18 protein-coding genes are annotated in these 19,101 nt (G+C 73.3%); 10 read left to right on the top strand and 8 right to left on the bottom strand.

Annotation, left to right across the window (positions count from 1 at the left end):
- Nucleotides 1–37 precede the first annotated feature (37 nt).
- Nucleotides 38–946: an NAD(P)-dependent oxidoreductase gene (locus QM782_RS10945; RefSeq protein WP_415202946.1), complete on the bottom strand. Its 909-nt coding sequence runs from the start codon at nucleotides 944–946 to the stop codon at nucleotides 38–40.
- 266 nt (nucleotides 947–1,212) lie between these two features.
- On the opposite strand from QM782_RS10945, the gene QM782_RS10940 reads away from it, so the two are divergent.
- From QM782_RS10940 to QM782_RS10915, 6 genes are read left to right on the top strand one after another with little or no spacing between them, the layout of a single operon-like run.
- Nucleotides 1,213–1,539, top strand: a complete 327-nt coding sequence (locus QM782_RS10940; protein ID WP_415202945.1) for an EthD family reductase — start codon at nucleotides 1,213–1,215, stop codon at nucleotides 1,537–1,539.
- A gap of 13 nt (nucleotides 1,540–1,552) precedes the next feature.
- Nucleotides 1,553–2,449, top strand: a complete 897-nt coding sequence (locus tag QM782_RS10935) for a Rossmann-like and DUF2520 domain-containing protein (protein WP_415202944.1) — start codon at nucleotides 1,553–1,555, stop codon at nucleotides 2,447–2,449.
- Entirely contained in the window at nucleotides 2,446–4,188 is a 1,743-nt protein-coding gene (locus QM782_RS10930; protein ID WP_415202943.1) for a hypothetical protein, read from the top strand. Before QM782_RS10935 ends, QM782_RS10930 begins: the two co-directional genes overlap by 4 nt.
- 34 nt (nucleotides 4,189–4,222) lie before the next feature.
- Nucleotides 4,223–5,206 carry a LysR family transcriptional regulator gene (locus tag QM782_RS10925; protein WP_415202942.1) on the top strand — a complete coding sequence of 328 codons (984 nt, stop codon included), beginning with the start codon at nucleotides 4,223–4,225 and terminating at the stop codon, nucleotides 5,204–5,206.
- Between the two features lie 45 nt (nucleotides 5,207–5,251).
- Nucleotides 5,252–6,733: an aldehyde dehydrogenase family protein gene (locus QM782_RS10920; protein ID WP_415202941.1), complete on the top strand. Its 1,482-nt coding sequence runs from the start codon at nucleotides 5,252–5,254 to the stop codon at nucleotides 6,731–6,733.
- 34 nt (nucleotides 6,734–6,767) lie between these two features.
- Nucleotides 6,768–7,889, top strand: coding sequence for a CaiB/BaiF CoA transferase family protein (locus QM782_RS10915; RefSeq protein ID WP_415202940.1), 1,122 nt, complete (start codon nucleotides 6,768–6,770; stop codon nucleotides 7,887–7,889).
- Between the two features lie 113 nt (nucleotides 7,890–8,002).
- On the opposite strand, the gene QM782_RS10910 is transcribed toward QM782_RS10915, so the two are convergent.
- The 7 genes from QM782_RS10910 to QM782_RS10880 all read right to left on the bottom strand — a co-directional run bounded on the left by QM782_RS10910 (nucleotide 8,003) and on the right by QM782_RS10880 (nucleotide 13,953).
- The gene (locus QM782_RS10910; RefSeq protein WP_415202939.1) at nucleotides 8,003–8,302 is read right to left on the bottom strand and encodes a DUF1330 domain-containing protein; all 300 of its coding nucleotides are present in this window, start codon (nucleotides 8,300–8,302) and stop codon (nucleotides 8,003–8,005) included.
- Nucleotides 8,303–8,327: 25 nt separating this feature from the next.
- Nucleotides 8,328–9,239: an NAD(P)-dependent oxidoreductase gene (locus tag QM782_RS10905; protein ID WP_415202938.1), complete on the bottom strand. Its 912-nt coding sequence runs from the start codon at nucleotides 9,237–9,239 to the stop codon at nucleotides 8,328–8,330.
- Nucleotides 9,240–9,321: 82 nt separating this feature from the next.
- A complete protein-coding gene (locus QM782_RS10900; protein ID WP_415202937.1) occupies nucleotides 9,322–10,566 on the bottom strand; it encodes an ABC transporter substrate-binding protein in 1,245 nt (414 codons plus the stop codon).
- A gap of 39 nt (nucleotides 10,567–10,605) precedes the next feature.
- The gene (locus tag QM782_RS10895; RefSeq protein WP_415202936.1) at nucleotides 10,606–11,469 is read right to left on the bottom strand and encodes an ABC transporter ATP-binding protein; all 864 of its coding nucleotides are present in this window, start codon (nucleotides 11,467–11,469) and stop codon (nucleotides 10,606–10,608) included.
- A 1-nt stretch (nucleotide 11,470) separates the two neighbouring features.
- On the bottom strand, nucleotides 11,471–12,277 hold the full coding sequence (locus tag QM782_RS10890; protein ID WP_415202935.1) for an ABC transporter permease: 807 nt from the start codon (nucleotides 12,275–12,277) through the stop codon (nucleotides 11,471–11,473).
- Nucleotides 12,274–13,107, bottom strand: coding sequence for an ABC transporter permease (locus QM782_RS10885; protein WP_415202934.1), 834 nt, complete (start codon nucleotides 13,105–13,107; stop codon nucleotides 12,274–12,276). The genes QM782_RS10890 and QM782_RS10885 overlap by 4 nt, the downstream gene beginning before the upstream one ends.
- A 21-nt stretch (nucleotides 13,108–13,128) precedes the next feature.
- On the bottom strand, nucleotides 13,129–13,953 hold the full coding sequence (locus QM782_RS10880) for an SDR family NAD(P)-dependent oxidoreductase (RefSeq protein ID WP_415202933.1): 825 nt from the start codon (nucleotides 13,951–13,953) through the stop codon (nucleotides 13,129–13,131).
- A 219-nt stretch (nucleotides 13,954–14,172) separates the two neighbouring features.
- On the opposite strand from QM782_RS10880, the gene QM782_RS10875 reads away from it, so the two are divergent.
- The 4 genes from QM782_RS10875 to QM782_RS10860 all read left to right on the top strand — a co-directional run bounded on the left by QM782_RS10875 (nucleotide 14,173) and on the right by QM782_RS10860 (nucleotide 19,098).
- Complete coding sequence (locus QM782_RS10875; protein ID WP_415202932.1) at nucleotides 14,173–15,072, top strand: SMP-30/gluconolactonase/LRE family protein; 900 nt, start codon at nucleotides 14,173–14,175, stop codon at nucleotides 15,070–15,072.
- Nucleotides 15,069–16,202 carry a mandelate racemase/muconate lactonizing enzyme family protein gene (locus QM782_RS10870; protein WP_415202931.1) on the top strand — a complete coding sequence of 378 codons (1,134 nt, stop codon included), beginning with the start codon at nucleotides 15,069–15,071 and terminating at the stop codon, nucleotides 16,200–16,202. The genes QM782_RS10875 and QM782_RS10870 overlap by 4 nt, the downstream gene beginning before the upstream one ends.
- Before the next feature lie 128 nt (nucleotides 16,203–16,330).
- Nucleotides 16,331–17,386, top strand: coding sequence for a Holliday junction branch migration DNA helicase RuvB (ruvB, locus tag QM782_RS10865; protein WP_415202930.1), 1,056 nt, complete (start codon nucleotides 16,331–16,333; stop codon nucleotides 17,384–17,386).
- Nucleotides 17,386–19,098: a rhomboid family intramembrane serine protease gene (locus QM782_RS10860; protein ID WP_415202929.1), complete on the top strand. Its 1,713-nt coding sequence runs from the start codon at nucleotides 17,386–17,388 to the stop codon at nucleotides 19,096–19,098. Before ruvB ends, QM782_RS10860 begins: the two co-directional genes overlap by 1 nt.
- Nucleotides 19,099–19,101: the final 3 nt, after the last annotated feature.

Raw genomic sequence — 19,101 nt, 5'->3', positions numbered from 1 at the left:
GCGGCGACGCGGCGCGCGGCCTGCTCGCCCGGCCTGATCAGGCCGGGCCCGCGGCGTCGCTGCCCGGCGCGCCCGCGCCCTGGCGCAGGATGGACACCAGCTCCGGCACGAGCGCCTGCGGCCCGGACCGCTGCAGCGCCGATTCCAGCGTGGCCAGGACCGCGGCCGCGATCTGCCGCGGCAACGCCGCATCACCCGCCATGGTGTGGTAGTAGTCCAGGTCCTTGCGCGCGTTCGCGATCGAGAAGCGCAGGCCCGAAGGGTCCGCCGCCAGCAGGTAGGGCTTGAGCCGCTCCAGCGCGATGCCGCCCCCGCCGCCCTGGGCCAGCACGTCCACGAAGGCCTGGGGCGCCACGCCGCAGGCCTGTGCGCAGGCGGCGGCCTCGGACAGCAGCGCCACCATGCCGAGCGAGACGTAGTTGTGCAGCAGCTTCATGCCGTGGCCGGCCCCCGTCGGGCCGACGTGCGCGACGTTCTCGGCGAAGCACGCCAGCAGGGGCCGGCAGGCCTGCAGCAGGCCGGCGTCGCCGCCCACCAGCAGGTTCAGGCGGCCCTCGGCCGCCTCCTTGGGCGTGCGGGTCATCGGCGCATCCAGGAAGCGGCCGCCGGCCGCCTCCACCGCGGCGGCCATGCGCAGGGTGGACGAGGGGATCGAGGTCGAGCAGTCGATCACCACGCTGCCGGGCCGCAGGCCCGAGAGGATGCCGTCCGGGCCGGTCAGCACCGCCTCCACCTGCGGCGAGCCGGTCAGCACCAGGATCACGGCCTCGGAGCGGGCCGCCAGATCCTTCAGGCTCGTGCAGCCTTCGGCGCCGGCGGCCTTCAGCGCGTCCAGCGGCTGGTTGCCGGGATGCTCGAACAGTGCAAGCGCATGGCCGTGCCTGGCCAGATTGGTCGCGATGCCGTGGCCCATCAGGCCGATGCCCACCATGCCGATCTTCTTCATGGGTCTCCTTCGTTCGTTCATGCGTTGGCGGGGACAGCACGGCCGACGGTGCAGCCGCGGCCTGTCTCCCTGGATGCCGGGCCATGCTAGAGCGCCGCCCCCGGCGGGACCATCTGAATTTGGGCAACGCCGCGGACGCCGATTCCGAAGTGCCGCCGCCCCGGGCCTTCGCATTCCTCGAACCCGGCGTATCCCGAAATCGGATTGTTCGCCATGCGACCGCGCCTTAGGATCGCCCTGCCTTAGCGAACCGGAGACAAGACATCATGGCCCAGCAGATCACCTACAAGCGCATCGGCCTCGTGCAGCGCAAGAAGTCGCTGACGCGCGAGCAGTTCGAGGCCCACTGGCTCGGCACGCACGCGGAACTGTGCAAGAAGCTGCCCGGCATGCGGCGCTACTCGGTCAACCTGATCGAGCCCGGGCGCTTTCCGCATTTCCCGTACGACGGCTTCTCCGAACTGTGGTTCGACTCCGAAGAGGCGCTGAACGCCGCACTGGACAGTCCCGAGGGCCGTACGCTGCTGGCCGACCTGCCCAACTTCGTCGAGAAGATCGATCCGCTGGTGGTGCAGGACCACCTGATGCTGTGAGGCCGGGCGCGCCATGGACCTCGATCGCCTGAGCATCGGCTTCGTCGGCTGCGGCCGCCTGGCCAAGGCGCTCGCCTGGCATGCCGCGGAACGCGGATTGCGCGTGGCCGGCGCGGCGAGCCGGCTGCACAGCGAGGCTGAGGAACTGGCGCAGCGCCTGCCGGGCTGCGCGGTGCTGGACGCGCAGGCCGTCGCCGACCGCTGCGACCTGGTCTTCGTGACCACGCCCGACGAAACGATCGAGTCCGCCGCCCGCGCCGTGCGCTGGCGCCGCGGGACCTTCGCCGTGCATTGCAGCGGCGCCACCAAGGTCTCGGCGCTCGCGAAGGCGGCGGCCGACGGCGCCCACATCGGCGGCTTCCACCCGCTGCAGACCTTCGGCGACCCCGAGGCGGCGGCGCGTTCGCTGCCCGGCTGCACCGTCACGGTCGAGGCCGCGCAGCCGCTCGACGCGCTGCTGGTGGCCCTGGCCCAGCGCCTGGGCTGCGCGGTGAACCGGCTGCCGCCCGGCGCGCGCCCCCTCTACCACGCGGCGGCGGGCTACACGTCGCAGTTCGTCAACGCGCTGCTGCACGAGGCCGCGGCCATGTGGCAGTCCTGGGGCGCGAGCGAAGAAAGCGCGGTCCGGGCGCTGCTGCCGCTGGTGCGCGGCACCGTGGCCTCGATCGCCCAGGCGGGGCTGGCGCAGGGCATGCCCGGACCGGTCTCGCGCGGCGACGTCGCCTCGGTGCGCAAGCACGTGCAGGCGCTCGAACGCTTCGGCGCCGACAGCGTGCCGCTGTACCGCGCGCTGTGCGAGCGCACGGTCGTGCTGGCGCTGGCCGGCCACCGCATCGACGCGGCCACCGCGCAGCGCGTGCGCGGCGTGCTGGCGCAGGCCGGCCGGCCGGAGCCCAGCCGCGCGGCATGAGCCCGCAGGCATTGCGGCGGCTGTTCGGCACGGAAGAGGCCGTCGCGCCCGCGCTGGCCCTGCACGCCGGCCCGCTGGCGGCCCGGCTGCAGGGAACGCGGCTCGGCCCCATCCTCTGCGAGGGCCACGAGGTCTGGCACGGCGTGGACTTGCTCCACCGCGATCCGCACTGGGGCACGCCCGCGGCGCACGTGCAGCAGGTGGAACACCTCCAGTCCGGCGCGGGCTTCGAGGCCTGCGTGCGCGGCCATGCCGGGCCTGGCGCGCAGATCGCCTTCGAGATCCGCATCGCGGGCAGCGCCCGGAGCCTGCGCTACACGGCCACCGCCACCGTCCGCGAAGACCTGTGGACCAGCCGCACCGGCATCGTGCTCATGCACCCGCTGGCCGCGTGCGGCCGGCTCGTGGAGGTCGAGCACACCGACGGGCGCCGCAGCGCGTCCACCTTCCCCACGCTGATCGCGCCCTGGCCGCCCTTCACGCTGGTGCGCGCGCTCCGGCACGAATTCGCGGACGACGCCTGGGCCGTCGCCCGCCTGACCGGCGACGACTTCGAGCTGGAGGACCAGCGCAACAACGCCGATGCCTCGTTCAAGACCTACAGCCGCTCGAACCTGATGCCGCGCCCCTACCTGCTGCGCGCCGGCACCGTGCTGCGCCAGTGCGCGGACCTGTCGATCGAGTCCGTGCCGCGGCCTGCGCACGGGCGCCGCGCCGGGCCGGTGCACGTCGGCATCGGCGCGGCCGAAGGGGAACTGCCGGCGATCGGCACGGCCGTCTCGGCGGCCGACCTGCACGCGCCGCCGGAAGTGCACGCGGCGCTGCGCACGCTGGCGCCGGCGCACCTGCACCTGTCGCTGCAGTCGGGCGACGCGGTCGACGGGCCCGGCATCGCGCGCCTGCTGGACGCGGCCGGATGCGCGCTCCACCTGGAGATCGACACACCGGCCGGCGGCGACGCGGCGGCCGCGCTGCAGCGCATCGCCGCCGCGCTGCGGGCGGCGGCGGTGGTGCCGCGGGCCGTCGCGGTGTTCCCGAGCACCGCGCCCGTCATCGCCGCGGCGCGGCGCGCCTTCCCGGCGTCGCGCATCGGCGGCGGCACCCCCTTGTTCTTCACCCAGCTCAACCGCATCGAAGACCTGGGGACCTGCGACTTCCTGTGCTTCGGCACCGCCAGCGTGGTGCACGGCAGCAGCGACGACGAGATCATGGCCGGGCTGCAGAGCCTGCCCGCCATGGTCGCGACGCTGCGCCAGCGCCACGGGCAGGTGCCGGTGCACGTCGGTCCGAGCGGCATCGGGGCGCGCCGCAGCCCTTTCGGCGGGCAGCCGGACTCCGACGGCGGGCGCCGGACCGCGCTGGCGCGGCGCGACCCACGCACGCGCGGACAGTACGGCGCCGCCTGGGCGCTGGGCTACCTGGCGCAGTTCGTGTGCAGCGGCGCGCAGGCCATCACGCTGTTCGACCTCGCGGGCGACGCGGCGCTGGTGGCACCGGACGGGCCGGTGCCGGCGTTCGAGGTGATGCGCCGCCTCGGGCGCCCGGCAAGCTGGCGACGGGCCCGGGTCTTCGAACCCGAGGCCGTGGCCGCCCTCGCGCTGGAAGCCGACGGCCGCCGCGAGGTCCTGGTCGCGAACCTGCAGGGCACGGCGGTGGCGGTGCAGATCGACGATGCCGGCGCCGGCCGGCGCATCGACCTCGGCCCCTACGACGTCGCGGTGTTCCAGGCCGGCGGATAGCGCGCCATCTTCGTGAGAACCGGACGAGACAGCCATGCTTCCTGACATCGACTCCCTGGCCCTGTTCGTTCGCGCAGCGGAACTGCGCAGCCTCACCAAGGCCGCCGAGGCCTCGCACATCGGCCTGGCCGCCGCGAGCCGGCGCATGGCGCTGCTCGAGCACCGCTTCAAGACGGCGCTGCTGGAGCGGTCGCCGCGCGGCGTGGAACTCACCCCGGCCGGCGAGTCGCTGCTGCCGCACGCCAGGACGCTGCTGCTGGAGATCAACCAGATGCAGGCGGAGATGCAGGACCACGCCGACGGCCGCAAGGGCGCGCTGCGGGTCCAGGCCAACACCTCGGCCATGACCGAGTCGCTGCCGGCCGACCTGGCCGCCTTCCAGCGGGCCAACCCCGACATCCGCCTGGCCCTGCAGGAACGCTGGAGCAGCGAGATCGTGCACGACCTGCTGGCCGGCGAAGCGGACGTGGGCATCGTCGTGGAGGGGGTGCAGACCGACGGCCTCGACATGCGCGTCTACTGCACCGACCGCATCGCGGTCGTCATGCCCGCCGACCATCCGCTGGCCCGCCTGCCCACGCTGAAGTTCGCCGACGTGCTGGACGACGACCTCGTCGCGCTGGAGTCCAACGCGTCGATGATGCGGCTGCTGACGGAGCAGGCCGTGATCGAGGAGCGCACGCTGCAGCTGCGCGTGCAGGTGCGCAGCTTCGAGGCGGTGTGCCGCATGGTGCAGGCCGGCCTCGGGCTGGGGCTGCTGCCCTTCGAGAGCGCCAGCGTGATCGGCGACGCGCTCGGGCTCGTGGTGCGCCCGCTGCCCGAGCCCTGGGCCGAGCGCAACATGCTCGTGTGCGCCAAGAAGGACCGCAGCGCGAGCACCTCGGTGGCGAAGCTGGTCGAGCACCTCGTCTCGGCGCGCGCGGTGAGCCCGGCATGCTTCGAAAAACACAGAGTCCGACTTGACCAGATTCCCATGGACGGTGGCTGCGGCAGCTCGAAGAATCTCCCGCATGGCTGACCCGCGCATGCGGCGCGGGCGGCCGCCAGCCCAAGGAGCCAGTCGATGCAGCCCGCCGATCCCGACCTGTACCCCCATGCGCGCCGCTGGCGCGACGCCCTTCCCCAATACGGCCACCTGATCGGCAACGCCTGGCACGAGGCCGGCGACGTGGTCGGCGTGGCCGCGCCGGCCAGCGGCCGGCCGCTGGCCTGGCTGGGGCGCGGCACGGCGGCCGACGTCGATGCGGCCGTGGCGGCGGCGCACGCGGCGCTGGCGGGCGAATGGGGCCGCACCGACGCCGCCGGCCGCGGCCGCATCCTGCAGGCCTTCGCCCGGCTGGTGCTCGCGCACGAGGAACGGCTGGCCTGGGTCGAGGCGCACGACACCGGCAAGCCGATCTCGCAGGCGCGCGCCGACATCCGCGCCGTGGCGCGCTACTTCCAGTTCTACGGCGAGGCCGCCGACAAGGTGCACGGCGAGGTCATCCCCTACCTGAACGACTACAGCGTGGCCGTCGTGCGCGAGCCGCTGGGCGTGACGGCACACATCACGCCGTGGAACTATCCCGCCCAGATGTTCGGGCGCACACTGGCGCCCGCGCTCGCGATGGGCAACGCCGCGGTGCTCAAGCCCGCCGAGGAAGCCTGCCTGGTCTGCCTGGAGCTCGGCGCGCTCGCGCTGCAGGCGGGCTTTCCCGCCGGCGCGCTCAACATCGTGACCGGCCTGGGCGAGGAAGCCGGCGCCGCGCTGACGCGCCATCCCGGCATCGCCTTCATCTCCTTCACGGGATCTCCCGAGGTGGGCCGCCTGGTGCAGGAAGCCGCGGCGATCCACCACATCCCCGTCGTGCTGGAGCTCGGCGGCAAGTCGCCGCAGCTCGTGTTCCCGGACGCCGACCTCGACGCGGCCGCCGCCAGCGTGTGCGGGGCCATCACGCAGAACGCCGGGCAGACCTGCTCGGCGGGCAGCCGCGTGCTGGTGGCGCGCAGCATCTACGCACCCTTCATCGAACGGCTGGCGGCGCGCTTCGCCGCGCTGCGCATCGGCGTGCCCGGGGAGGACGCCGACCTGGGCCCGGTGATCAACGCGACGCAGCAGCGCCGCGTGCTCGACTTCATCGAGAACGCGCAGCGCGGCGGCCTGCCCCTGCTGGCGCAGGCGCCGGTGCCGGCCGGCACCGGCGGCTTCTTCGTGCCGCCGACGGTGTTCGGCCCCGTGCCGTCGGACGACCCGCTGGTCTGCCGCGAGGTCTTCGGGCCCGTGCTCGCCGTGCAGGTGTTCGACGACGAGGACGAGGCCGTCGCGCTGGCCAACGGCACGGAGTTCGGGCTGGTGGCCGGCGTGTGGACGCGCGACGGCGCGCGGCAGCAGCGCCTGGCCCGCCGCATCGTCTCGGGGCAGGTGTTCATCAACTGCTACGGCGCCGGCGGCGGCGTCGAACTGCCCTTCGGCGGCACCAAGCGCAGCGGCCACGGGCGCGAGAAGGGCCTGGCGGCGCTGGACGAAGTCAGCACCACCAAGACCGTCGTCCACTACTACGGCTGACACGGCGCAGGCCGCAACCAGGCAGGAGACACCCATGAGCAGCAAACCGCTCGAAGGCATCGTCGTCGTGGCGCTCGAGCAGGCCGTCGCGGCCCCCTACTGTTCGAGCCGGCTGGCCGATGCCGGCGCGCGCGTCATCAAGATCGAGCGTCCCGGCGGCGACTTCGCGCGCGGCTACGACACCGCCGTGTTCGGCGAATCCTCCTACTTCGTCTGGACCAACCGCGGCAAGGAATCCGTGGTGCTGGACCTCGCCCGCGCCGAGGACAAGGCGCGGCTGCACGCCCTGGTCGGCATGGCGGACGTGTTCATCCAGAACCTCGCGCCCGGCGCGGCGGCGCGCCTGGGCTTCGGCGCGGCGCAGCTGCGCGCCGCGCACCCGCGCCTGGTCACCTGCGACATCAGCGGCTACGGCGAAGCCGGACCGCTGCACCAGCTCAAGGCCTACGACCTGCTGGTGCAGGCCGAGAGCGGGCTGGTCGCGGTCAGCGGCGCGCCCGGGCCCTGGGGCCGCATCGGCGTCTCGGTCTGCGACATCACGGCGGGCATGAACGCGCTCATCGGCGTGCAGCAGGCGCTGCTGCAGCGCGCGCGCACCGGCCGCGGCAGCGGCGTCAAGGTCTCGCTGTTCGACTCGGCCGCCGAGCTCATGGCCGTCCCCTACCTGCAGGCCCGCTACGGCTCCGGCGCGCCCGAACGGGTCGGCCTCAAGCACCCGAGCATCGCCCCCTACGGCTCGTTCATCTGCTCCGACGGCCGCGAGGTGGTGCTGTCGATCCAGAACGAGCGCGAGTGGGCGAGCTTCTGCCAGGTCGTGCTGGGCCAGGCCGAACTCGCCGCCGACCCGCGCTTCGCCAGCAACAGCCTGCGCACGCGCCACCGCGAGGAGCTCGAGGCATCCGTGCAGGCCGTATTCGGCCGCCTGACGTATGCCCAGGTGATCGACCGCCTCACCGAGGCCCAGACGGCCTACGGCGCGATCAACTCGGTGCACGACCTGATCACCCACCCGCAGCTGCGCACGCGGCGCATGGACGTGCACGGCCGGGTGGCGGAGGTACCGGCGCCGCCCTATGTCACGGAATGGGACGACCCGGCCTTCGCGCCGGTGCCGGGCATCGGGGAGCACGGGCCGCTGCCGGCGACGCCAGCATGAACGCACCAGGCTGAACGCACGAAGGGCCGCGCAAGCGGCCCTTCTCGCTCCTGCCGATGCGCCGCGACGCAAAAGAGCCCGGCCGCGCCGGGCGCGCGGGCGCTGCGCGCCGTTCAGGCCGGCGGCGCCGCCCCTTCCACGAGGATCAGGTTCGAGACCGCGGACAGCTGCCGCAGGCGGCGCGCCGGCGCGTACTCCGGCGAGTCGATCCAGGCCCGGGCCTGCTCGACGCTGGGGAACTCCAGGATGACCAGGCGCCGCGGCGACCAGGCGCCTTCCAGCACCTCGGTGCGGCCGCCGCGCGCGAGGAAGCGCCCGCCGTACTGCGCCACCGTGGCCGGCGACAGCTTCTTGTACTCCTCGAACCGCTGCGGGTCCGTCACTTCCATGTCGTTGATGACGTAGGCGGGCATGGCGATTCCTTCCGTGGGCGCGGGTTCAGGCGGCCTGGGTTGCGGCCGGGCCCTGGCGGACCTGGATGCCGAGCTCCCGCTCGCGCTCGAACAGGATGGCGGCCGTGTCCCGGTCGCCCAGCCCGCGCGCGATGGCGTTCTCCATGGTCTTCTGGGCGGCGCGGCCGACCAGCGGCTGAAAACCCAGCGCCTCGCCCAGGTCGCAGGCCAGGCGCACGTCCTTGCAGGCCAGCTTGATCGCGAAGCCCGGGCTGTCGTCGCCGACGAAGGCCTTCTTGGGCATGGCCACGGCCAGCTGCTGGTTCCAGCCCATCGTGGTGCGGATCACCTGCTGGATCAGCTCCAGCGTCAGGCCCGACTTGATGCCGATCGCCAGCGCCTCGGTGTTGGCCATCATGATGGTGGTGGCCAGCAGGTTGTTGGTGATCTTCATCGCGTGCCCGGTGCCGGGGCCGCCGCAGAAGAAGGTGTCCGTGCCCATGCACTTGAGCACCGGCATCGCCTGGTCGATGGCGGCCTGGTTGCCGCCGACCATCAGCGTCAGCGTGCCGGTCGCGGCGTGCTCGGAGGTCTTGCCCACGGGGGAGTCCACCAGCTCCATGCCCCGCGCGCGCAGCGCGTCGCCGACGCGGCGCGAGGTCTGCGGGTCGATGGTGCTCATCTCGATGACCAGCCCTCCCGGGCGCAGGCCCTCGATCACGCCGTCCTGGCCCAGCACCACCTGCTCCACGTGCTGCGGCTCGGGCAGCATGGTGACGACGACCTCGCTGGCCGCGCCGACCTCCCGGGGCGAGGCGGTCGCCTGCGCGCCCGCCTGCACCAGGCGCTCGACCGCCTGCGGGCTGCGGTCGTAGACGGTCAGCGCGTGGCCGCCCTTGAGGATGTTCAGGGCCATGGGGCCGCCCATCACGCCGAGACCGATGAATCCGACTTTCATGTTCACTTCACTTTCAGGTTGGGGAATTGCGGGAAGGGTGCGCTCGGAAGCGGTGCATGGTGAGGGGTGCGTTCACCGCGTCTCAGCCGGGCTGCCCCCATTGGTCGATTTCCCACACCGGGCGGCCGCGCAGGTCGGCCACGTCGGTGCGCAGGAATTCCGATGCCTCGGGCTTGGCGCCCAGCTTGTCGTAGGCCTGCTTGACGAGCGGCGCGGCGCGCTGGAACTGCGCGCGCACCGTCTCCCAGGACAGCGGCTTCTGGATCTGCTTGTTGTCGGCCATGTACCGCGACGAGGCCAGGATCGCCAGCGCGTCCTTCTCGGTGGGCCAGGACCAGCCGCGGGCGAACAGCACGTCGTCCTTCACCACCTTGCCGCCGGCGGCGGCGTCCAGCTTCCAGTACTGCTTGACCAGCTGCGACACCTCGCCCGGGTCCATGGCCGAGAGCGCCGCCACGGCTTCCTGCTGCGCCACGATGAAGGCCGCGACCGCCCGGGGATGCTGGTCGATCAGCGCGTTGCGGCCGATCCAGAACGAGCGGTGCAGGTAGTAGCCGTCGGGGAAGAACTGCGACTTCTTCACGGACGGCATCAGGATGCCGCCGCCCTTGCCCAGCGGGCCCTCGTAGTAGTCCTCGGTGTAGCCGAAGGAGTTGGCGATCGCCACGGTGCCGCTGGCCTGCGCGGCGTAGTAGGCCGGCGAGATGGTGCAGGTGGCGTCGACCCCCGTGGGCACCGACGCGGCCTGCGCATGGGTGGGCATGTTGACGTAGCGGATGCCGGCCTCCTTCATCACGTCCTGCACGCCCAGCTCGGCCTTGAGCATCTCGGTGAGCGCGCTCTGCGGGTCGCCGCCGAGCGAGACGCCGATGGTCTTGCCGCGCAGCTGTGCAACGTTGCGGATCGGCGAGCCGTTGCGCGTGGTGATCAGGAAGCGCAGGTGGCCTTCGCCGACGACCAGGGGGCTGATCGGCAGGCCGGAGGCGATGGCCCGGATGATGGGCGTGTTGCCCCACATGCCGATGTCCAGGTTGTTGCCGACCATCGCCTCCACCATCGGCAGCGCGGTCGGGTACTCGCGCCAGTCGATCGCGAGGTCGTAGCCGTACTCGGCGGCGCGCTTCTCCAGCAGCTTGTGCTCGATCATGTACTGCGTCATGGGCGAGTTGCCGGCCGACCAGGGAATGCGCCCGATCGACAGCTTCAGCGGCTGGCGCGAGCCCTGGGCGTGCACGTAGGCGGGCGCGCCCACCAGGGCGCCTGCGGCCAGCGCGGCGCCGCCCAGCGCCAGCCGGCGGCGGGAAATGGCGGGAATCGGATTGGACATGGGTGTCTCCTGTCGGGGGTGGTCGGTGCGTGGCCCGGTTCAGGCGCTGCTGGTGGCGGCCGCGCCGGTCGCCGCCTCCGCGCCGTCGATCGCGCGGTAGGCCTCGTCGCGGATCAGGCGCCAGATCTGCTCGGCGAGCTCGCCGAAGCGCGGATGGGCGCGCGCGTGCTCGTCGCGCGGGCGCGGCAGGTCGATCGGCAGCACGGCGCGCACGCGGCCTGGGTGGCTGCTCATGACGACGACGCGGTCGGCCAGGAACACGGCCTCCTCGATGTCGTGCGTGATGAAGACGGCGGTCTTGCGCTGCGCGCGCGGGGCGGTCTGGCCCCAGATGCGCAGCAGCTCGATCTGCAGGATGAGCCGCGTCTGCGCGTCCAGCGCGCCGAGCGGCTCGTCCAGCAGCAGGATGTCCGGCCCGTTGGCCAGCAGCCGGGCGAGCGCGACGCGCTGGCGCATCCCGCCCGAGAGCTGGTGCGGGTACTTCTTCTCCGCGCCCTTCAGGCCCACCAGCTCGACGAAATGGCGGATGCGCTCCTCGCGCTGCGCGGCGGAGAACGCCTTGCCCGGCGTGCCGTAGCGCAGGCCGAAGCCGACGTTGTCCTGCACGGTCTGCCAGGGCATCAGCGCGTAGTCCTGGAACATCACGCCGCGGTCGGCCCCGGGGCCCTGGATCGGCACGCCGTCCTTCTCCAGCACGCCGGCGGTGGGCTTGTCGAGACCGGCGATCAGGTTCAGCACGGTGGACTTGCCGCAGCCCGAAGGCCCGACGATGCAGATGAACTCGCCGTCCTCGATGTCCAGCGAGACGTCGGCCAGCGCCAGCGTCTGCTGGCCGGTGCGCGGCGCGATGAAGCTCTTGGTAATGCCCTGGAGGTGCAGCTTGGGCGCGGTGGGTGTGCTCATGTCAGGTTCTCCAGCGGAGCAGCCGCGCCTCGGCGGCGCGGAAGACGCGGTCGATCAGAAGGGCGACGACGCCCACCATGACCATGCAGACGACGATCGCGTTGAGGTCGATGTTGTAGGCATAGAAGACGAACATCATCTGGCCGATGCCGCCCGAGCCGCCGCCGCCGGACTTCGCGCCCACGGCCAGCTCGGCGGCGATGATGGCCGTCCACGCCACGCCCATGGCGAGCCGGGCACCCAGCAGGATGCTCGGCGCCGCGCCGGGCAGGATCACGCGCAGCAGGATGGTCGGGCGCGGCACGCCCATGGTGAGCGAGGCCAGCACCAGCTTGCGGTCCACGCGGCTGACGCCGTACACGGTGTTGACCACCACCGGGAAGAAGGCCGCGTAGCCGACGATCGCCAGCGCGGTGGGCGTGCCGGTGCCGAACCACAGGATCGCCACGGGCAGCAGCGCCATCGGCGCGATCGGCCGGAAGCTCTCGATGATGGGGTCCAGGTTCTCGCGCACCGCGCGGCTCGAGCCCATCAGCAGGCCCAGCACCACGCCGACGACCAGCGCACCGGCGAAGCCGAGCGCGACGCGGCCCAGGCTCTGCGCCGTGGCCTGCAGCAAGTTGCCGGTGGCGACCAGCTCGACGGCCGCGCGGGCCACGCGCAGCGGCGCCGGCGCCGGGCTATCGGCGGGCAGGGTCGAGGCCCAGGCCTGCCACAGCAGCAGCAGGACCAGCGGCAAGGCGACGCTGCGGGCGCCGCGGCGCCAGCGCGATGCTTCGCCGGGGACGGCGGCAAGGGTCGGGTTCATGCGAGCTCCGTTCCTTCGGACCAGGGGGTGAGCCGGCGCTGCAGCGCGCGCAGCGCGAGGTCGCACAGGTAGCCGACCAGGCCGATGACGGCGATGAACGCGAACACGTTCGGCGTCATGAGCATCTGGCGGTTCCACTCGATGGCGAAGCCCAGGCCGCTGGGCGAGCCGATCAGCTCCGCCGCCACGATCGCGGCCCAGGAGGCGGCGAACGCCAGCCGCACGCCCACCATCACCATCGGCAGCGCCGCCGGCACCAGCACGTGCAGCAGCAGCGCGGTGCGGCCGACGCCCATCGTGTGCGCGGCGGCAACCAGCTTGCGGTCGGTCTGCCGCACGCCCGCCATGGTGTTGATCAGGATCGGGAAGAAGCCGACGTACACCATGATGAACACGGGCAGCGTGTCGCCGATGCCGAAGATGAACAGGGCCAGCGGCAGCCACGCGATGCCGGAGATGGGGCGCAGCAGCTCGACCATGGGGTCGATGTAGGCCTCGGCCGTGCGGCTGGCGCCCATCCAGAAGCCCAGCGGCACGGCCAGCACGATCGCGATGGCCAGCGCGACCAGCAGCCGCGTGGCGCTGATGCCCGCATGCTCCAGCAGCTCGCCGCTGGCCGCCAGGTCCCGCAGCGCGGACAGCACCGAGGCCGGCGAGGGCAGTTGCAGCGGATTGGCGTTCCACAGGAACAGCGCGTGCCACAGCGCGACGAACACGGCGAAGGTGCGCACGGCGACGAACCAGCGCTGCCGCAGCACGCGCCGCACCCCTGCCTGGCCGGACCCGGCGCGGCGCGCTGCCGCGGCCCGCGGCGCCTTGGCGAAATTCATGGCAGCCTCCGACATCGCCGTTCAGCGCGTGACGGACAGGAAGCCGCCGTCGATGTACAGCGTGTGGCCGTTGATGTAGGCGCCCGCGTCGGAGGCCAGCAGCAGCGCGGCGCCGCAGATGTCCTCCGGCCGGCCCCAGCGCCTGGCCGGCGTCCAGCCGGTGACGAAGGCGTTGAACTCCTTGTCGTTGGCCTGGCTGAACTCGGTGGCGGTGTAGCCGGGCGCCAGCGCGTTGACCGTCACGCCGGTGCCGGCCAGGTCGGCGGCCAGCGCGCGCGTGAAGGCGGAGACGCCGCCCTTGGCCGACACGTAGGGCACCAGCCGCGGGCGCGCCACGTGGTTCATGATCGAACCCATGTTGATGATGCGGCCGCCGCCCTGCGCGACCATCCGGCGCGCGGCCTGCTGGGCGACGAGGAAGCAGGCCGTCAGGTCGACGTCGATCACCTTCTGCCACTCCTGCTTCGTCAGTTCGAGGAAGGGCGTGCGCACGATGACGCCGGCGTTGTTCACCGCGATGTCCAGGCGGCCGCAGGTCGCGACGGCCTGCTCGATCGCGGCGGCGACGGCCTGCTCGTCGGTCACGTCGAACACCAGCGCGTGCGCGTCGGCACCGGCCTCGCGCAGTTCCTGCGCACGCTGGTGGACGGCCTCGCTGCGGTCGGCCAGGACGATGCGCGCGCCGGCCGCCGCGAAGCCGCGCGCCAGGCCCGAGGCGATGCCGCCCGCGCCGCCGGTGATCAGGGCGACCTTGCCGGCGAGCGAGAAAAGGGCGCCGGGCGCAAGGCCCTGGAACAGGTGCCGGTCCGCGCTGTGCGCGCCGGGAACCGGGGTGGCGATGTTCATCGGCTGGTCTCCGTACGGAAGTTTCGGGAGGATGCTAGGAGCCGATGCCCGCGCGCAGGAATTGGAACTTGGGCAAGGCGCACTTCGCGAAAAGTCGAATCCCCGGGCATTCCCTGACTTCGCGGTGCGCGAACCCCCGGTTGCCGCAAAGCAGATGGCCGGCGGCGTGCCGGCGCGCCTACGATCCGGCCCACTTCGGACACACACACGCATCTGGCCATGACTCCAACCGTGCGCATCGGCAGGCAGCGCGACATCCTGGGCGAGAGCCCCCTGTGGGACGAGCGCGCGGGCTGCCTGTGGTGGGTCGACATCCGCCAGCCCGCGATCCGCCGGCTCGACCACGCGAGCGGCGCGGTGGACACCTGGCCCCTGCCCGATCTGGTGGGCTCCATCGCGCTCGTGGAGGACGGGCGCCTGCTGGTGGCGCTGCCCCGGCAGCTGGCGCTGTTCGATCCGCGCGACGGCAGCCTCGCGCCCTTCGTCGAGCCGCCACCGATGCCGGCGGAGCACCGCTTCAACGACGGCCGCTGCGACCGCGAGGGCCGCTTCTGGGTCGGCAGCATGCACAACCGCACCCGGGCGCCGGAAGGCGTGCTGTACTGCCTGGACGGGCCGGTGCTGCGCGCCGAGCGGTCGGGCGTCTGCATCCCCAACAGCCTGGCGTTCAGCCCGGACGGGGCGACGATGTATTTCGCCGACTCGCTGCGCTACACGCTGTTCGCCTACGACTACGCGCCGGCGACGGGGCACCCGGGCGCCGAACGCGTGCTCGCGGCGACGACGCCGCCGGGCTTTCCCGACGGCTCGGCGGTCGACGCGCAGGGCTTCCTGTGGAACGCCGAGTTCAACGCATGGCGCGTCGTGCGCTACGCCCCCGACGGCCGCATCGACCGCATCGTCCCGCTGCCGGTGCAGCGGCCCACCTGCTGCGCCTTCGGCGGCCCCGGCCTGGACGTGCTGTACGTCACGACCGCCAGCCAGCAGATGACGCCCGCCCAGCTGCAGGCGCAGCCGCTGGCCGGCGCGCTGCTGGCGCTGGACGCCGGCGTGCGCGGCCTGCCCGAACCCCGCTTCGCCCTGGCGGGCGCCCGAACCGAGAGAACCCCGACGCCATGAACCCGATCCAGCTCGCCTCCATCGAAGCCTTTGCCTTCCGCGTGCCCGTCGCGCAGCCGATCAAGGTGGCCTTCGGCACCTTCCGCGACCGGCCGTTCGTGCTGGTGCGCGTGGTCGACCGGGACGGCGCGGTGGGCTGGGGCGAAGCCTGGGCCAACTGGCCCGCCGTCGGCGCCGAGCACCGCGCGCGGCTCGTGGTCGACCTGGGCGAGCGCCTGGTCGGCCAGACCTACGACACGCCGCAGCAGCTGTTCGAACAGTTCAGCCGTTCGCTGGAAGTGCTGGTGATCCAGACCGGCGAGGTCGGCCCGATCGCGCAGGCCGTGGCGGGCATCGACATCGCCGTGTGGGACCTGGCCGCGCGCAAGGCCGGGCAGCCGCTGCACCGCCTGCTGTCCGCGCGCGAGGTCGAGAGCGTTCCGGTCTACGCGACCGGCATCAACCCCGACGCGCCGGAGAAGTTCGCCGCGGCGCGCCAGGCCGAGGGCCACCGCGCCTTCAAGCTCAAGACCGGCTTCGGCCACGCGCTGGACGTGCGCAACCTGCGCGAGATGCGCGCCGCCCTCGGGCCGCAGGCGGTGATCACCTGCGACGCGAACCAGACCCACGGCCTGGAGGAAGCCATCGCCTTCGCGCGGGCGGTCGAACCCCTGGGGCTCGACTGGTTCGAGGAGCCGATACGGGTCGACGCGCCGCCGGCGGACTGGCAGGCGCTCGCGCGCGCCTCGACCACGCCGTTGGCGGGCGGCGAGAACCTGCAGGGCGCGCAGTTCGACGCCGCCATCGCCGGCCAGGTGCTGCAGGTCATCCAGCCGGACGTGACGAAGTGGGGCGGCATCACCGGCAACTGGGCGGTGGCGCGCCAGGCGGTGGCGGCCGGCAAGCGCTACTGCCCGCACTACTTCGGCGGCGGCATCTCCCTGCTGGCCTCGCTGCACCTGCTCGCCGCCGCGGGCGGCGAGGGGCTGCTGGAGTTCGACTGCCACCCCAACGCCGGCCGCGAGGCGGTGGTCGGCGCGCTGCTGCCCGTGTCGGACGGGCGCGTGCCCGTGCCGCGCACGCCCGGGCTCGGCGCGGTGCCCGACCTGCAGGCGCTGGCGCCCTACCGGACCTGGCCACCGCGCGCCTGAGCCCGCGGCCGGCGGCGCGGCAGGCCGCGCGGGCGGTCGGCGCCCCGGCCCCGCCGGCTCGCCCAGGCCGGGCGCGGCCCGCACGCGCCGGGCTATAGTGCCCGCTTTGCTCCGCCGCGCCCGCTGCCGTGTCCATCCAGACTGACGACTTCGCCGTGCCGCCGACCCGCCGCGTGGTGTCGGCCGCGCCCGCCTCGCCGAACGAGGAAGCGATCGAGCGCGCGCTGCGCCCCAAGCTGCTCGACGAGTACGTGGGCCAGGCCAAGGCGCGCGAGCAGCTGGAGATCTTCATCGGCGCGGCGCGCAAGCGCGCCGAGGCGCTGGACCACGTGCTGCTGTTCGGCCCGCCGGGCCTCGGGAAGACCACGCTGTCGCACATCATCGCGCAGGAACTGGGCGTGAACCTGCGCCAGACCAGCGGGCCGGTGCTGGAAAAGCCCAAGGACCTGGCCGCGCTGCTGACCAATCTCGAGAAGAACGACGTGCTGTTCATCGACGAGATCCACCGCCTGTCGCCGCTGGTCGAGGAGATCCTGTACCCGGCGCTGGAGGACTACCAGATCGACATCATGATCGGCGAGGGCCCGGCCGCGCGCTCGATCAAGCTGGACCTGCAGCCGTTCACGCTGGTCGGCGCGACCACCCGCGCCGGCATGCTGACCAATCCGCTGCGCGACCGCTTCGGCATCGTCGCGCGGCTGGAGTTCTACACCGCCGAGGAACTGGCCCGCATCGTCGCGCGCAGCGCCGGCCTGCTGAACGTGCCGACCGAGCCGGCCGGCGCGATGGAGATCGCCGCGCGCTCGCGCGGCACGCCGCGCATCGCCAACCGGCTGCTGCGCCGCGTGCGCGACTACGCCGACGTCAAGGGCACGGGCACCATCACCCAGGACATCGCCAACCGCGCGCTGGCGCTGCTGGACGTGGACCCGCAGGGCTTCGACGTGATGGACCGCAAGCTGCTGGAGGCCGTGATCCACCGCTTCGACGGCGGCCCCGTGGGCCTGGACAACATCGCCGCCAGCATCGGCGAGGAGCCCGGCACGATCGAGGACGTGATCGAGCCCTACCTGATCCAGCAGGGCTTCCTGCAGCGCACGCCGCGCGGGCGCATCGCCACGCAGGCCGCCTGGCGCCACCTGGGCGTGGCGCCGCCGCAGGCCGCGCCGGATCTGTTCTCCTGATGGTCCCGCCGGCGGAGGCCCAGGCGGACGCGCCCGGCGACGGACCGTTCACGCCGCTCGAATTCGCGCCCACGCGCCATACCCAGAGCCGGCTGCTGGCCGTGGCACTGGCCGCCGGCGGCCCGCTGGCGGCCTGGTGGATGCTGGCGGGCTCCCTGCGCGACGCCGGCTGGCCCGGGCGCGTGGCGGCGGTGGCCGTGCTGCTGGCCGCGCTGTGGCTGGCGCACCGGCTGTGGCGCCAGGCGGCGAGCCGCGCGCCGGTGCTGCGGCTGGATGCGTACGGCATCGGCGGCGCGGCGCTGCCCACGCCCGTGCCCTGGGAGGCGCTGGAAGACGCGACGCTGGAACGCGGCAGCCTGCTGTGCCTGCACCGCCGGCCCGCGGCGCCCGGCGCCGAGCGGCGCGGCAGCCGGCTGCGGCTGAGCCTGCAGCTGCTGAGCCCGCAGCAACAGGACGCCGCCCACGACGCGATCCACGCCCGGCTCGACCTGCTGCGCCAGCGCAGCGGCGCCGGCGAGGCCGCGAGCCGCCGCGAGGCCCGGGAGGAGGCCGCGTTCGAGAGCCGCCTGGACCGCCTGGTGCCCACGCCCTGGGCGCTGTACGCGGTGGTCGCGGCCAACGTGCTGGTCTGGGCCATGACGGTGGCGGCCGGGCTCAGCCCCTGGCGGCCGGGCACGGCCGAGCTGTTCCGCTGGGGCGCCAACACGGCCTCGGCCGTGGTGCTGGACGGCCAGTGGTGGCGGCTGCTGACGGCGGCCTTCCTGCACGGCGGCCTGGTGCACCTGTCGTTCAACATGCTGGGCCTGTGGGAGGCCGGCAAGCAGCTCTGCCGGCTGCTGGGCAACGGCCAGTTCCTGCTGGTCTACCTGGCCAGCGCGCTGGCCGGCGGCACGGCCAGCCTGCACTGGGCAGCGCAGAACACGGTGTCGGTCGGCGCCTCCGGCGCGGTGTTCGGCGTGCTGGGCGCGCTGCTGGCCGCCAGCTGGCACTACCGCGCGCTGGTGCCGGCCACCAACCGGCGCCGGCTGTGGGCTGGCCTGAGCTTCTTCATCGGCTACTCGCTGCTGCACGGTTTCATGCAGCGCAACGTGGACAACGCGGCCCACGTCGGCGGCCTCGCCGGCGGCCTGCTGCTGGGCCTGGTGCTGCTGGCGCCGATCGACCGGCGCGCCTCGCCGGCGCGGCGCCGCCGCCGCGCCGCGGGCGCCACCGCGCTGAGCCTGCTGGCGCTGGCCTACGGCGTGCTGGCCACGCCGCTGCCGCGCGGCTGGCAGTCGCAGGTGTATGCGGCGCAGGAACGGCTGCCGGCGCTGCAGCGCCAGCTCGACCTCGCGCTGCACGCGCTGGCCCAGGCCGGCGCGCGCGTGCAGCGCGGCGAACTGCCGCAGGCCGCCTACCTGGCGCAGGCGCAGCAGATCCTGGCGCCGGCCTGCAGCGACATCGAGGCCGGGCTCGCGCCGCTGCGCGTGCCGCTGTGGGAACGCAGCGGCCGCGCCGTGCAGGCCCAGCTGCGGCTGTGCACCGTGGCCATGCGCTCCCTGCAGCTGGAAGCCGCGCTGCTGCGGCGCGACCCGGCGCTGCCGCCCGATGCGCCGGCGCAGCTGCAGCAGCTGTCGACCGAGCTGAAGTATTGGCTGCGGCAGCGCGGCGCGCTGCCGCAAGACGCCATGCGTCCATCCGGAGGTCCGCGTGCGGCCGCGCCCGGCGCCTAGGCG

This window comes from Pseudorhodoferax sp., assembly GCF_047601025.1.
In the GTDB taxonomy this organism is placed as follows: Bacteria; Pseudomonadota; Gammaproteobacteria; order Burkholderiales; family Burkholderiaceae_C; genus Pseudorhodoferax.
This window is presented reverse-complemented; position numbering and strand designations above follow the sequence as displayed.